The organism is Lacibacterium aquatile, from assembly GCF_042683105.1.
Taxonomy (GTDB): Bacteria; Pseudomonadota; Alphaproteobacteria; order Elsterales; family Elsteraceae; genus Lacibacterium; species Lacibacterium aquatile.
This window is the reverse complement of sequence record NZ_JBHUIP010000003.1, coordinates 587,433-600,628: the sequence shown is the minus strand read 5'-3', so window position 1 is coordinate 600,628 and position 13,196 is coordinate 587,433. Positions and strand designations below refer to the sequence as shown.

14 protein-coding genes are annotated in these 13,196 nt (G+C 62.3%); 8 read left to right on the top strand and 6 right to left on the bottom strand.

Annotated elements, in window-relative coordinates; all coding sequences use genetic code 11:
• Positions 1-366 precede the first annotated feature (366 nt).
• The 5 genes from ACFSM5_RS04965 (at position 367) to ACFSM5_RS04945 (ending at position 5,220) form a co-directional block, all read left to right on the top strand.
• Positions 367-1,215: a fumarylacetoacetate hydrolase family protein gene (locus ACFSM5_RS04965; RefSeq protein WP_379875148.1), complete on the top strand. Its 849-nt coding sequence runs from the start codon at positions 367-369 to the stop codon at positions 1,213-1,215.
• A 150-nt stretch (positions 1,216-1,365) separates the two neighbouring features.
• Positions 1,366-2,208: a fumarylacetoacetate hydrolase family protein gene (locus ACFSM5_RS04960; RefSeq protein WP_379875147.1), complete on the top strand. Its 843-nt coding sequence runs from the start codon at positions 1,366-1,368 to the stop codon at positions 2,206-2,208.
• Positions 2,209-2,258: 50 nt separating this feature from the next.
• Positions 2,259-3,020 carry an SDR family NAD(P)-dependent oxidoreductase gene (locus tag ACFSM5_RS04955; RefSeq protein WP_379875146.1) on the top strand — a complete coding sequence of 254 codons (762 nt, stop codon included), beginning with the start codon at positions 2,259-2,261 and terminating at the stop codon, positions 3,018-3,020.
• Positions 3,017-3,409: an NUDIX domain-containing protein gene (locus tag ACFSM5_RS04950; RefSeq protein WP_379875145.1), complete on the top strand. Its 393-nt coding sequence runs from the start codon at positions 3,017-3,019 to the stop codon at positions 3,407-3,409. The genes ACFSM5_RS04955 and ACFSM5_RS04950 overlap by 4 nt, the downstream gene beginning before the upstream one ends.
• 116 nt (positions 3,410-3,525) lie before the next feature.
• Positions 3,526-5,220: a methyl-accepting chemotaxis protein gene (locus ACFSM5_RS04945; RefSeq protein ID WP_379875143.1), complete on the top strand. Its 1,695-nt coding sequence runs from the start codon at positions 3,526-3,528 to the stop codon at positions 5,218-5,220.
• A 214-nt stretch (positions 5,221-5,434) separates the two neighbouring features.
• Here ACFSM5_RS04945 and ACFSM5_RS04940 read toward each other — a convergent pair whose 3' ends face one another.
• Together ACFSM5_RS04940 and ACFSM5_RS04935 are read right to left on the bottom strand one after the other, a co-directional pair.
• Positions 5,435-6,070: a hypothetical protein gene (locus tag ACFSM5_RS04940; protein WP_379875142.1), complete on the bottom strand. Its 636-nt coding sequence runs from the start codon at positions 6,068-6,070 to the stop codon at positions 5,435-5,437.
• A gap of 44 nt (positions 6,071-6,114) precedes the next feature.
• Positions 6,115-6,702 (bottom strand): hypothetical protein, encoded by a 588-nt coding sequence (locus ACFSM5_RS04935; protein WP_379875141.1) that lies wholly within the window; start codon positions 6,700-6,702, stop codon positions 6,115-6,117.
• Positions 6,703-6,855: 153 nt separating this feature from the next.
• Here ACFSM5_RS04935 and pepN point away from each other — a divergent pair, with 153 nt between their 5' ends.
• Positions 6,856-9,510 (top strand): aminopeptidase N, encoded by a 2,655-nt coding sequence (pepN, locus tag ACFSM5_RS04930; protein WP_379875140.1) that lies wholly within the window; start codon positions 6,856-6,858, stop codon positions 9,508-9,510.
• 178 nt (positions 9,511-9,688) lie between these two features.
• Here pepN and ACFSM5_RS04925 read toward each other — a convergent pair whose 3' ends face one another.
• Entirely contained in the window at positions 9,689-10,444 is a 756-nt protein-coding gene (locus ACFSM5_RS04925; RefSeq protein WP_379875139.1) for an SDR family oxidoreductase, read from the bottom strand.
• A 196-nt stretch (positions 10,445-10,640) separates the two neighbouring features.
• A complete protein-coding gene (locus tag ACFSM5_RS04920; RefSeq protein WP_379875138.1) occupies positions 10,641-11,207 on the bottom strand; it encodes a TetR/AcrR family transcriptional regulator in 567 nt (188 codons plus the stop codon).
• A 68-nt stretch (positions 11,208-11,275) separates the two neighbouring features.
• On the opposite strand from ACFSM5_RS04920, the gene ACFSM5_RS04915 reads away from it, so the two are divergent.
• The gene (locus ACFSM5_RS04915; RefSeq protein WP_379875137.1) at positions 11,276-11,701 is read left to right on the top strand and encodes a VOC family protein; all 426 of its coding nucleotides are present in this window, start codon (positions 11,276-11,278) and stop codon (positions 11,699-11,701) included.
• A 12-nt stretch (positions 11,702-11,713) separates the two neighbouring features.
• On the opposite strand, the gene ACFSM5_RS04910 is transcribed toward ACFSM5_RS04915, so the two are convergent.
• Entirely contained in the window at positions 11,714-12,238 is a 525-nt protein-coding gene (locus ACFSM5_RS04910) for a hypothetical protein (RefSeq protein WP_379875136.1), read from the bottom strand.
• Positions 12,239-12,302: 64 nt separating this feature from the next.
• Here ACFSM5_RS04910 and ACFSM5_RS04905 point away from each other — a divergent pair, with 64 nt between their 5' ends.
• Positions 12,303-12,500 (top strand): hypothetical protein, encoded by a 198-nt coding sequence (locus ACFSM5_RS04905; protein WP_379875135.1) that lies wholly within the window; start codon positions 12,303-12,305, stop codon positions 12,498-12,500.
• A 54-nt stretch (positions 12,501-12,554) separates the two neighbouring features.
• Here ACFSM5_RS04905 and ppa read toward each other — a convergent pair whose 3' ends face one another.
• Positions 12,555-13,088 (bottom strand): inorganic diphosphatase, encoded by a 534-nt coding sequence (ppa, locus tag ACFSM5_RS04900; protein ID WP_379875134.1) that lies wholly within the window; start codon positions 13,086-13,088, stop codon positions 12,555-12,557.
• Positions 13,089-13,196: the final 108 nt, after the last annotated feature.

Below are 13,196 nucleotides of genomic sequence, written 5' to 3'. Positions count from 1 at the left end.
GTCCACAGAATAAACACAGAGAATTTGTGACGTCAAATATAAAAATACAACCAAATGTAGTTGTTAATTTATATACGTGATTATCACGTGTATATAAGGGCTTTTGGCAAATGCGAGCCAATAGACGACCGTCATCCCGGGACTCGATCCCGGGATCTCCTCCGGGGGCGCTTCCACGGTGTCTCGGCAGGATTGGACAGTCTCCCGGAGGAGATCCCGGTGTCGAGCACCGGGATGACGATGAATGCAAGGGGAACCACCCCAACGAAACTTCAACGAAAGTTTCCCTATCCTGCCCCCAGGGAATTGACCTTTCGTCTCAGGCCTTTAGTGTTTCCGGCCTCACCTTGGGAAGGAAACGATAAGATGAAGCTGCTGCGCTATGGCCCTGTTGGCCAGGAGAAGCCGGGTATCCTCGATCAGAGCGGCGCGATCCGCGATCTCTCCGGCGTTATTGCCGATGTGGACGGCAGCATCCTCGGCCCCGATGGCCTTGCCAAACTGGCGAAGCTCGATCTTGCCAGCCTGCCGCTGGTATCCGGTAACCCGCGCATCGGCCCCTGCGTCGGCAGCGTCTCCAAGATGATCTGCTGCGGCCTGAATTATTCCGACCATGCCGCCGAAACCGGATCGCCGATCCCCAAGGAGCCGATTCTGTTCGCCAAGGCCGTCAGCGCCATCTGCGGCCCCAATGACGATGTCGTCATCCCGCGCGGATCGGAGAAGACCGATTGGGAAGTGGAACTGGGCATCGTCATCGGCACCCGCGCCTCCTATGTCGATGAGGCCGACGCGCTGAATTATGTCGCCGGTTACTGCGTGGTGAACGACGTGTCCGAGCGCGCCTATCAGATCGAGCGCGGCGGCCAATGGACCAAGGGCAAAAGCGCCGATACCTTCGGCCCTATCGGCCCCTATGTCGTCACCAAGGACGAGATCACGGACGTGCAGAATCTGGAGATGTTCCTGGATGTCTGCGGCACCCGCCGCCAGACCGGCAATACCGGCACCATGGTTTTCGGCGTCGCCCATATCGTCCATTATATCAGCCAGTTCATGACCTTGATGCCGGGTGACGTGATCGCCACCGGCACCCCGCCGGGCGTCGGCATGGGCATGAAGCCGCCGCAGTTCCTGAAAGCAGGCGACAGCATGCGCCTGGGCATCGCAGGCCTGGGCGAGCAGAACCAGAAGGTGGTTGCCTGGAGCCGGTAGGGACTTTGGTCGGGCATTAGCGCCCTATTCAAGGATACGTCATCCCAGGGCTTGCCCCTGGGATCTCCTTCCGCCGCTGTCTCTACGCGGCGTGGCCACACAAGATCCCAGGGTCGAGCCCTGGGATGACGATCTAAAAAGGGCTCCCCCATGAAACTCCTGCGCTATGGCACTCCCGGTGCTGAAAAGCCCGGTATCCTCGACAGCAATGGCGCCCTGCGTGATCTGTCGGGTCATGTGAGCGACATTGCGGGCGATACGCTCAGCCCCGCCGGTCTCGCCAAACTTGCCGCCATCGACCCGGCAAGCCTGCCGCTCGTACCCGGCAAGCAGCGCCTGGGCCCTTGCGTCGGCAAGGTGTCGAAGTTCGTGGCGGTCGGCCTCAACTATAAGGACCATGCGGGCGAGCCGGATAAATGGCCCAAGGAGCCGATCCTGTTCGACAAGGCAGTCTCCGCCCTCTCCGGCCCCTTCGACGATGTAGTTCTGCCGCGCGGTGCCCCCAAGCCCGATTGGGAGGTCGAGTTGGGCGTGGTGATCGGCAGCAGGGCCTCCTATGTGGATGAAGCCAATGCTCTGGACCATGTGGCGGGCTATTGCGTCGTCAACGATGTCTCGGATCGCGGCTGGCAGAACGAGCGCGGCGGCCAATGGATCAAGGGCAAGAGCGCCGATAGCTTCGGCCCCACCGGCCCCTGGTTGGTCACCAAGGACGAGATTGCGGATGTCCAGAATCTGCCGATGTTCCTGGAGGTGAACGGGGTTCGCCACCAGGATGGCAATACCGGCAATATGATCTTCGGCGTGGCTTTCCTGGTCAGCTACCTAAGTCAGTTCCTGACCCTGATGCCCGGCGACATCATCGCTACCGGCACACCCTGGGGCGTCGGCGTCGGGCTCACTCCGCCGCAGTTCCTGAAAGCAGGCGATGTGATGCGCCTGGGCATTCAGGGGCTGGGTGAGCAGAAGCAGACGGTAGTCGCAAACCGCTAAACACGGCATGGTCGATCACAGCCTGCAAAAAACATAAACGGAGGAAACCCATGAACATCGCCGGACAAGCGGCCCTCGTGACCGGCGGGGCCTCGGGCCTTGGGTATGGCACGGCGCAGATGCTGAAAGAGCGTGGCGCCAAGGTGACCATCCTCGACCTCGGCGCCGACCGTGTCGCCAAGGCTGCCGCCGACCTGGGCGTTACGGGCATCGAATGCGACGTCACCTCCGACACAGCCGTCGAAGCCGCCATTGCCAAGGCCGCCGAAGCCAATGGCGTTGCCCGCATCCTGGTTGCCTGTGCTGGCGTCGCCCCCGCCGCCAAGGTGGTGGGACGCAACGGTATCCAGCCGCTGGCCGAATTCACCAAGGCGATCAATATCAATCTGATCGGCACCTTCAATGTGCTGCGGGTGGCAGCGGCCGGAATGATGGGCCTTGATCCGCTGGACACCGGCGAGCGCGGGGCGATCATCATGACCGCTTCTGTCGCGGCCTTCGAAGGTCAGATCGGTCAGGCCGCCTATGCCGCCTCCAAGGGCGGGGTTGCGGCGATGACCCTGCCGCTGGCCCGTGAATTCGCGGGCCAGGGCATCCGCGTCATGAGCATCGCGCCGGGCATCTTCGGCACGCCCATGGTATCGGGCATGCCGCAGAATGTGCAGGACGCTTTGGGCGCCATGGTCCCCTTCCCCTCCCGCCTGGGCCGGGCCGACGAATATGCGGCGCTCGTCGAAAGCATTCTCGGCAACGTCATGCTCAACGGGTCGGTCATCCGTCTGGATGGCGCCATTCGCATGGCGGCGAAGTGACATCACTTCAGCCTAGAGTTGGTTGCGGGGCAGCGATCCTGGATGACCAGGGTCGCCTGCTGCTAGTCAAGCGCCGCCGCGAGCCCGAGGCCGATCACTGGGGCCTGCCCGGCGGCAAGCTCGACTTCGGCGAGACGGTGGTCGACTGCATCGCGCGGGAGATCGCCGAGGAACTGGGGATCGTGATCGCGGTCGGACCGCTGCTCTGCGTCGTCGATCAGATCGCCGCCGATCATCACTGGGTCGCGCCCACCCACCGGGCTAGGATCGAGTCGGGAACTCCCGCGATCCAGGAACCGAAGGCGCTGGCCGACTGGGGGTGGTTCGCCATCGATGCGCTACCGTCACCCCTGACCCTTGCCACACGCACGGCACTTCCGTTTCTGTAAGTCACGCGCTGGGGCAATGGTCAAAAATGTCGCACCGGCCTGGAAGTCTGACAGGTAAAAATACAATTTTATCTAATTAGAGTGCGTTCCCGTAACTTATTGTAAGGGAACGAATAATGTCGGGGCTCCTGGCGCGTGGGACGGTTTCACAGAAACTGACAGCTATTTTGCTGGTTGGCTTGGCAGGATTCCTGATCTATGGCGGTGTCGCCGCCTGGATGCTCTATGCCTCGAAATTCGATCAACGCGAGTCCATGGCCAAGACGGCGGTGGATGCCAGCCGGTCCATCGTGACCGCCTATATCGAGCGGGAAAAAAAGGGCGAGCTTAGCCGCGCCGATGCCCAGCGGGATGCGATCATCGCCCTGGGCGCCATCCGCCATAATGACGAAGGTTATATCTGGGTGAACGACAGCAAGCCCGTGATGGTCATGCATCCGATACAGCCCGATCTGGTGGGCAAGTCGGTGGCGGGCATCAAGGATAGCGACGGTCAGGCCATCTTCCAGACCTTCACCCGCGTCGCCAAGGCCGATGTCGCCGGTGGCTATGTCCATTATCCCTGGCCGCGCAAGGCAGGTTCTGCGCCCGTCGACAAGGTGTCCTTCGTCGCCTATGTCCCCCAGTGGGATTGGGTCATCGGGTCTGGCGTTTATGTGGACGAGGTGCGCTCGGACGCTCTGGGATCACTGGTGCCGATGCTGGCTGTCGGGCTGTTGGTCTGCCTGACCGTGGCCGGGGCAGCGATCACCGTGTCGCGCAGCCTTGCCCGACCGATCCTGACCCTGACACAAGTGCTGAGCTCGCTTGCCAAGGGTGATCTGTCGGCGACCGTTCCTAAGCAAGGCCTGTCGGGCGAGATCGCCTCGATGGCCGAGGCCGTCGAAGTGCTCAAGCAGTCCTCGGTCCGCCGCGTCAGTCTGGAAGCCGAACAGGAAGAGGCCCGCGCGGCGGCTGATATGCGCATGATGACCCTCGAAACCCTCATTCAGGGCTTCGACCGTCAGGTGGGCGGGGTTCTGCAGGTGGTCGGATCGGCATCGAGCCAGCTCAATGCCGCCGCCAAGGAAATGGCCGGGGTGGCGAGCGAAGCCAATCAGCAGGCCGGGGTTGCCGCCCAGGCGACCGAACATACCTCCTCCAACGTGCAGACGGTGGCGAGCGCGACCGAGGAACTCACCACCTCGATCCGCGAGATCGGTCAGCAGGTGGCCGAAACCGCCCGCATCACCGATGGCGCGGTGCAGTCGGTTCACCAGACCGAAGAGATCGTGGTTGGTCTTGCCGATGCCGCCCGCAAGATCGGCGGCGTGCTGAGCCTGATCAGTGCGATTGCCGAACAGACCAATCTGCTGGCCCTGAATGCCACCATCGAAGCCGCGCGCGCAGGCGATGCGGGCAAGGGTTTTGCCGTGGTGGCGGGCGAAGTGAAGAATCTCGCCGGTCAGACTGCCAAGGCGACCGAGGAGATCGGCGCTCAGATCGCCGCGATCCAGGGCTCGACCGATGGCGCGGTGACGGCGATCCACGAGATCGGCTCCACCGTGCGCCGCATCAACGAGATCGCGACTGCCGTTGCTTCGGCGGTGGAAGAGCAGTCCGCTGCAACGGCTGAAATCGCCCGCAACGTGGAAGAAGCCGCCGTCGGCACCCAGGAAGTGGCCAGCACTGTCGGCCAGCTGCGCGACGCCGCGGGCCGCGCCGGTGCCACCAGCCAGCAGGTCCTGGGCGCCGGTACCGGTCTTGCCCAGCAGGCCGAGGAACTGCGGACGTCTGTCACGACCTTCCTCGCCAAAATCAAAGCCGCCTAAAGGTCGCTCGGCGGGAGGGGGCATCTGCGTCGTTACTTCCGGTGCTCGGTGCTCACGTACAGTCGTACGTTCCGCGCCTGCGCTCGAAAGTGCCTAGCATCTGCCCCCTCCCGCCTTCGCTTCTAAAGCTCCATAAACAAGAACTGTCATCCCCCGGCTCGACCGGGGGATCTGTGGCCGCTTTCGGTCTGGTGCCGGACGCCCCAAAAAGCGATTAGTCCGCCTCCTCAAAAAAGTTGTAGCCGACCTTGAGGACGCGCTTATCCGATTTCGCGATCACGATCATCGCGTGATGCCCGTCGAGCGCATCAATCGTCCATTTCTGCCGGATAACCCAGGTTTCGGCGGTGACGGCTTTATAGGTCGAGTTGCGATGGTATGGGGTCTCGTCGGCAATCAGATCGGCACCGTCATAGGTGACCCATTCACGGTCCCGCTTTTCGAAATGCCTTAGCTTCTTTGCCTCTTCCTCGGCAATGGCGAGTAGTTCCGGCGTTGGCGGAAAGGCGAGCGGCGGCCGGTACAACGGCTCTGGTTCGTAGAAGATCGGCTTCCCCACAATCCGAATATCTTCGGCAACTATGGCCTGGCTACGTGCGGAGAGAACCAGCAAGCCGGAATGCCCCCGTCCCGTGGTGTCCTCAAGCTTCAAGGTCCAAGTGTCCCTGGGCTCCGGCGGCGGCTCCAGCAACCACCTTAATCCCGGCGACCAGACAATCGGATGGTGGAGCGACAGATAGGTATCGGCGATGGTCGCCAGATGGTCCGGCGCGGGCTGCGGCGCAACCTCCGATTCCTGCGCGATGGCAGGGCGGCACGCGATGATGAGCAGGGCGAACAGCAGCCTCATGGTTGTGCTGACATTAGCCGAATTCGCCTTGTCTAGAAAGCACCCTACTTCTCGAAGAACACCCGCGCCACTCGCCGGTCTGCCTTGGCGATCATCACCTGCGCGCCGATGCCGAAGGTGCCGTCCTCGCGGGTCTGGCCGACCAGCCAATGGCCGGGCTCCACCCCGAAATAGCGCACGGCATAGAGGCGGTAGCGCCGGTTCCATCTGATCCAGTCCGCGCTGTCCCAGACCACCCACGGTAACGCCGCGTCATAGCCGGGCTGCTCCCCCGCTGCCTCCTGCGCGAGCTTCAGCAGATCGGCAGGGACTGGCTTCGCCATCGACAGAATGTCCCAGTCGGCCCGCAGGACGGAGATATCCTCCCGCAGCACCTCGTAGCGCCCCTTGGACAGCAAGAGTTCGGCTGACAGACGTGCCTTGCCACTTTCCTGCGGCGCGGCGCGGTAGGTGGCGCTCCAGGTTTCCCCTGCGCCGGGCTTAACATCCCATCCTACCTCTGCCCGCCATAGGTCGGGATAGCGGCCCTTCAGATAGGCATCGGCGCTCGCCCGGATGTGGCTCGCTTCTTCGGGCGATTGGGCCAGTGCGGGCAGGGCGAGAAACAGGAGAAGGGGGAGGACGCGGATCATGACCGATCTATCTCATCGATCAATCGGGCGAGTTTACGGCGCAACCGATCGATCTGGCTCATGAGTCGGTCTTCGTCTTGTGCCTTGCATCGCCGCGCCTGCCTTGCCAAGTTCGATATCTACTTCTGAAGAAAACAAAAAGGATCCGCCAGCATGGCCGATAACAGCGTCGCGACCCCCAGCCTGATCGAGCTGAAGAATTACGCGCCGCCGCCCTATCTGGTCGATTTGGTGGATCTGACCTTCAAGCTCGATCCCGCGACGACCGAGGTGAAGGCCCGGCTGTCGATGCAGCGCAATCCGGCAGGTCAGGGTGGGCCGCTGCGCCTGGAAGGCCGCAAGCTGGATCTGAAGTCGATCAACCTCAACGGCAAGGATCTGGCCGAGGGCGTCGATTACACCCGGGATGCCGAGGCGCTGACGATCCTCAATCCCCCCGCCGATGGCCGCATCGTGATCAATTCGGTGGTGGAGATCCATCCCGACAAGAATTCCGAACTGGAAGGCCTCTACGTCTCCTCCAATAATTTCTGCACCCAGTGCGAAGCCCAGGGCTTCCGCAAGATCACCTATTTCCCCGACCGTCCCGACGTGATGGCGCGTTACACGGTGACGCTGATCGCGCCGACCGATTATCCGGTGCTGCTGTCGAACGGCAATAAGATCGGCGAGGGGGACTTAGGCGACGGCACGCATTTCGCGCGCTGGGAAGATCCGTTCCCCAAACCCTCCTATCTGTTCGCCCTGGTGGCCGGCACCCTGACCGCGACCCGTGACAGCTTCACGACCAGGAGCGGCCGCAAGGTGGCGCTGGAGATCTGGACCGTCGCCGTCGATGCCGACAAGACCGACTATGCCATGGACAGCCTAAAGCGCTCCATGACCTGGGACGAGGAGGTCTATGGCCTGGAATATGACCTCGATACCTTCATGATCGTCGCCGTGTCCGACTTCAACATGGGCGCGATGGAGAACAAGGGCCTCAACGTCTTCAATACCAAATATGTGCTGGCCCGCCCCGATACCGCGACCGACGGCGATTACCAGGGCATCGAGGCGGTCATCGCCCACGAGTATTTCCATAATTGGACCGGCAACCGCGTCACCTGCCGCGACTGGTTCCAACTATCCCTGAAGGAAGGCCTGACGGTCTTCCGCGATCAGGAATTCAGCTCGGACATGAATTCCGCCGCCGTGAAGCGCATCAGCGACGTGCGCGGCCTGCGTGCCGTGCAGTTCCCCGAAGATGCTGGCCCGATGGCGCATCCGGTACGCCCGGCCAGCTATATCGAGATCAACAATTTCTATACGCCGACCGTCTATAACAAGGGCGCCGAAGTGGTGCGCATGTATCAGACGCTGCTGGGCAAGGACGGCTTCCGCAAGGGCATGGATCTCTATTTCCAGCGCCATGACGGGCAGGCCGTGACCTGCGATGATTTCCGCGCCGCGATGGCCGACGCCAATGGCGCCGATCTTTCCCAGTTTGAACGCTGGTACGATCAGGCCGGGACCCCGACCGTGGAAGTCTCCCAGGAGTGGGATGCGGGAGCCGGTGTGCTGTCGCTGACCTTCAAACAGTCCTGCGCGGCCTCACCGGGGCAGTCGGAAAAGCGGCCCTATCATATCCCCTTCGCCCTTGGCCTGATCGGCACGGATGGCGCCGATCTGCCGGTGCGTCTGGAGAATGAAGGTCCGGTCGATGCCGGAACCCGCGTCCTCGACCTGCGGGAGGCAAGCCAGACGTTCCGTTTCACCGGCTTCAAGGACCGGCCGACGCCCTCGCTGCTGCGCGGTTTCTCCGCCCCCGTGAAGCTGGTCAGCGATCTGAAGGCCGACGATCTCGCCTTCCTGGCCGCCCATGACAGCGATTCTTTTGCCCGCTGGGAAGCAGGTCAGACCCTGGCTGCCCAGCATCTGCTTCAGCTTGCCGCCGATTGGCGTGCGGGCCGGGTGCTGACGCTCTCGCCCGCCGTGGTCGAAGCCATGCGCCTGACCCTGGTCGACAAGAGCCTCGATCAGGCCTTCATCGCGCTTAGCCTTGCGCTGCCTGCCGAAAGCTATCTGGCCGAACTGGTCAGCGAGATCGATATCGAAGCGATTGTCGAGGCCCGCAACTTCGCCCGCCGCACCCTGGGCGCCGAGTTGCAGAAGGAACTGCGCGCGGCCTATCAGGCGGGCAAGAGTGACGAGGCTTTTGCCCCCACCGCCGATCAGGCTGGCAAGCGCGCCCTGAAGAATGCCGCCCTCGATCTGCTGTGCGCCGCAGGCGATGCCCAGGCGCTGGACGAGGCTGCCGCGCAATATCGCGCCCAGGCCAATATGACCGACGTGCTGGCGGCCCTGGGCTGCCTTGTGGATACCGACCGCCGCGACCGGGTGGAGGCGCTGGCCGACTTCGAGAAGCGCTGGAAACACGACACGCTGGTCATGGACAAATGGTTCACGCTCCAGGCCCTGTCGCGCCGCTCCGACACGCTGGCCGAGGTGCGCAAGCTGCTGTCCCATCCCAGCTTCGATGCCAAGAACCCGAACAAGCTGCGTAGCCTTGTCGGCGCCTTCACCTCGGGCAATCGCCAGTATTTCCATGCGGGTGACGGCAGCGGCTATCGCTTCCTCGCCGAACAGGTGGTCGCGACGGACAAGGTCAATAAGCAACTCGCCGCCCGCCTCGTCCTGCCGCTCGGCCCTTGGCGCCGCTTCGACAAGCAACGCCAAGACCTGATGCGTGCGGCCCTGGAACAGATCAAGGGCACCGAAGGCCTGTCCAAGGACGTCTATGAGATCGTGAGCAAGAGCCTGGGGTAAGCTCAGCGCCGTCACCCCGCACTTGATGCGGGGTCTCCAGCCATTTGTGTTCTGTCGTCACCCCGCACTTGATGCGGGGTCTCCTCCGGGGGCGTTTCAACGCTGTCTCCGTCAGAATTGGACGGGCTCCCGGAGGAGATCCCCCGATCAAGTCGGGGGATGACGGAAGGAAATGTTGTCACCCCCGGCTGATCGACACCCCGCCATCGGCCAGCAACGCGCTGCCGGTGACGAAACTGGACGCATCCGAAGCCAGGAACAGGGCGGCCTTGGCGATTTCCTCCGGCTCGGCCATACGCTTAAGGGCATGCAGGCCGTTGACGAAATCTTCCACTTCCTGGGGCGCACCGCGCGTGATGCTGGCGGGCGTGTCGGTGCCGCCCGGCAACAGGGCATTCACCCGGATGCCCTTGGCGCCATATTCAGTGGCAAGGCACTTGGCGAAGCCGATCAGCCCGGCCTTGCTGGCGCCATAGGCACTCATCCCCGCCAATCCGGCGGTATAGCCGACAAAGGTCGAGGTGAAGATCAGCGAGCCGCCGCCCCGTGCCAGCATCGCCGGGATCTGATATTTCGCGCCCAGGAAGCCGCCAGTCAGATTTGTGTCCAGGATCTCCTGCCAATGGGCCAGCGTCATCTCGCCCACCGGCAGCATCTGTCCGACGATCCCGGCATTATTGAAGGCGATGTCGAGGCCGCCAAATCGCTCGACAGCCAGGTCAACCGCTGCCTTGGCGTGGGCTTCGTCGGCAACATCGCCCGCCAGCGCCACGGCTTGGCCGCCGATCTCTGCGACCAGCCTGTCGAGTTCTGCTTGGCGCCGACCGGTGACGACAAGCTTTGCCCCCTCGGCCGCGAACAGCAAAGCGGCGGCCCGACCGATGCCGGAGCTGGCACCGGTGACGATGGCGGTCTTGTTGGTAAGAATAGTCATCTGAAAGCCCCCCTTGGTTCGTGAGGGGGGCTTGATGCCAAAACTGCCCTTCCACCGACACCCGATCCTTGCCGAGGTTCCCCAAGAAGTCGTCACCCCGCACTTGATGCGGGGTCTATCCGAGGCGGATCAGCATCAGAGCGATCCCGCATCAAGTGCGGGATGACGAGGATGTAAAGAGCGGCAAAAAAGGACTTCACCTAACAGCGCTTGTCACCAGCATCTTGATCGCTGCCCGGTAAACCTCTGCCGGTTCGCCGCTCTCAATAGCCAGTGCAGCCCGATCGAAGGCGGCCGAGAGAAGATCGGCCAGCGCCTGATCCTGCTTGCCCGAGACAGCCGCCAGCCCTTGCGCAAGCGTGCGGGCCGCATGGTCGCCGTCCAGATGCTGCATCTCCCGATGCCCCAGCACGGCCGGGCCGTCGATCAGCAGCAGCAACGTGCGCCCCGGCGCCTGCATGGCGTCGATATAGGCATCGCTACCCACTAACAAGGCGTCCAGCGGGGAAGTGGCGACGGCTGCCGTCCGCTCGATATCGGCAGCAACCGCCTGCGCCTCTTCGATCACCACGGCCCGGAACAGCGCGCGCTTGTCAGCAAAATGGTGATAGAGCGCCCCACGCGTGATCCCAGCAGCCGCGACGATTTCCGGCGTCGAGGTTTCGGCATAGCCCTTCTCGACAAACAGCGCCCGCGCCGCCTGCAGCAAAGCGCCGCGCGTCTGTTCGGTGCGGTCGCGGTTGGTCCGTTTTGCCTCTTGCATACATGCAGCCTGTATGTTAAATCCATAAAACATACAGATTGTATGTTTTCTCATGCGGAGATGCCACCATGAAAATCACCAGCTACTACCCCGTGATCATGACCGATGATGTCGCCGGAACCGCTGGCTTCTATGAGAAGCATCTGGGCTTTCAGGCGCTCTTTACCGCCGACTGGTATGTCCATCTTCAGATGGTAGGCAATGAGTCGGTCAATCTCGCGATCCTCGACGGCAGTCATGAGACGATCCCCGAAATCGGTCGCGGCAAGGCTTCCGGTCTGCTGCTGAATTTCGAAGTCGAGGATGTGGACGCCGTCCATGACGCCATGGTCGCGGCGGGTCTGCCCGTCCTGCGCTCGCTGCGGGATGAGGACTTTGGGCAACGCCATTTCATTACCGCAGACCCGAATGGCGTGCTGATCGATGTGATCAAGCCGATCCCGCCCGCCGCGAACTTCGCCGAAGCCTATACGGATGCAGCCCGGCCGGTGTGAGGACCGCGAGGCTTACCGCTGCACGCTCGGATCGAAGTTCTGACGAGCATGGACCGATACCGATCCATCGCCGGGGCAGTGGGCGACCAGCAGTTCGGTCCAGCCGTACAGCCCTGCTCCGGCATAAATCCGCCCGCCGGTTGAACAGATAAATGGCATCCAGGTGGGCGGAGACGGGATCCTGACGCCCGGAGTTTCCGTGAAATAGTCCAGGAGACGGGCCACCGACTGGGGCGGGGCGCGGAAACGCAGGTCGATGATCTCCACCCCTGGGCGCGTCACCAGCGAGGTTTTGAGGTCGGCAACCTCGTCGGCCACGCCCGTTTGAAAGACACGCTCATAAAGATGTTCGTCGCGGTAAATGATCGGCTCGAACGTGATCCAGGCACCCAACGCCAGAAGCGGGACAGCGAAGATGCCCATGCGCCACCGCCATGCCAGACGGCGGGTCACGAACCAGAGCGCCAGATACAACAGGGCAATCGCCAGCGCCCAGGTCAGGATGATCCCGACTACAATCCCGTTGAGACCGGACATAGGCTCTTCACCAATCCCTGTTGCTCCCCATATGAACGGTAACGCGATTAAGGAGACTTCCGCGATGCCGACGATTATCTCGAAGTCGCTGATGCTGGCGGCCATTCTTGCCCTTGCAGCCTGCGCTCAGACTGGTGGAAAGCCTACCGGCTACGGTGCAGCGACTCGGACAGGTGAGCCAACGAAGGCGGTCGAATGTACCAATTCCGGGGACTGGGGGCTTGGTTGGTCGCAGGACTGCCATAACCGCAATGCCCCCTGACAAAAAAAGCCCCGGAGAAACTCCGGGGCTTTTCGCTATGGCCCTTAGAAAACCTCAGCCTTCCTTGGCGGCGCGCAAGACGCCTTCTTCGATCAGGGAGGCTGCCTTGGCGGCGCCTTCCCAACCCTGCACCTTCACCCACTTGCCCTTTTCGAGGTCCTTGTAACGCTCGAAGAAGTGCTTGATCTGGTCGAGCAGGATTGCCGGAAGGTCAGTGTATTCCTTCACGTCGGCATAATAGGGGATCATCTTGTCCACCGGCACGCCGATGATCTTTTCATCGATGCCGCCATCGTCTTCCATCAGCAGCACGCCGACGGGACGCGCGCGGATGACCGCACCCGGCACCAGCGGCAGATGGGTGATGACCATCATATCAACCGGGTCGCCATCGCCGCCCAGGGTATGGGGGATGAAGCCGTAGTTCACCGGATAGACCATGCTGGTGTGCATGAAACGGTCGACGAACAGCGCGCCGCTGTCCTTGTCGAATTCATACTTCACCGGCGGGGCGCCAGCCGGGTTCTCGATCACGACATAGACGTCGTGGGGCGGGTTCTTGCCGGTCGGGATCTTGCTGAGGTCCATGATCGTCCGTTCTTATTAAAATAGCGAAAACTTCGATGGCGACGGGTTTAGAGCAATTTTCAACCCGATGGAAGCACCTAGGGACCAAGATTTTGGTGAGAAACAGGT

Bases quoted from the DNA above. Each gene is read 5' to 3' on its own strand.
- ACFSM5_RS04960 (WP_379875147.1), top strand. From the start codon at position 1,366: ATGAAACTCCTGCGCTATGGCACTCCCGGTGCTGAAAAGCCCGGTATC.
- ACFSM5_RS04925 (WP_379875139.1), bottom strand. From the start codon at position 10,444: ATGACTATTCTTACCAACAAGACCGCCATCGTCACCGGTGCCAGCTCC.
- ACFSM5_RS04920 (WP_379875138.1), bottom strand. From the start codon at position 11,207: ATGCAAGAGGCAAAACGGACCAACCGCGACCGCACCGAACAGACGCGC.
- ACFSM5_RS04945 (WP_379875143.1), top strand. From the start codon at position 3,526: ATGTCGGGGCTCCTGGCGCGTGGGACGGTTTCACAGAAACTGACAGCT.
- ACFSM5_RS04935 (WP_379875141.1), bottom strand. From the start codon at position 6,702: ATGATCCGCGTCCTCCCCCTTCTCCTGTTTCTCGCCCTGCCCGCACTG.
- ACFSM5_RS04905 (WP_379875135.1), top strand. From the start codon at position 12,303: ATGCCGACGATTATCTCGAAGTCGCTGATGCTGGCGGCCATTCTTGCC.
- ACFSM5_RS04955 (WP_379875146.1), top strand. From the start codon at position 2,259: ATGAACATCGCCGGACAAGCGGCCCTCGTGACCGGCGGGGCCTCGGGC.
- ACFSM5_RS04910 (WP_379875136.1), bottom strand. From the start codon at position 12,238: ATGTCCGGTCTCAACGGGATTGTAGTCGGGATCATCCTGACCTGGGCG.
- ACFSM5_RS04915 (WP_379875137.1), top strand. From the start codon at position 11,276: ATGAAAATCACCAGCTACTACCCCGTGATCATGACCGATGATGTCGCC.
- ppa (WP_379875134.1), bottom strand. From the start codon at position 13,088: ATGGACCTCAGCAAGATCCCGACCGGCAAGAACCCGCCCCACGACGTC.
- ACFSM5_RS04940 (WP_379875142.1), bottom strand. From the start codon at position 6,070: ATGAGGCTGCTGTTCGCCCTGCTCATCATCGCGTGCCGCCCTGCCATC.
- pepN (WP_379875140.1), top strand. From the start codon at position 6,856: ATGGCCGATAACAGCGTCGCGACCCCCAGCCTGATCGAGCTGAAGAAT.
- ACFSM5_RS04965 (WP_379875148.1), top strand. From the start codon at position 367: ATGAAGCTGCTGCGCTATGGCCCTGTTGGCCAGGAGAAGCCGGGTATC.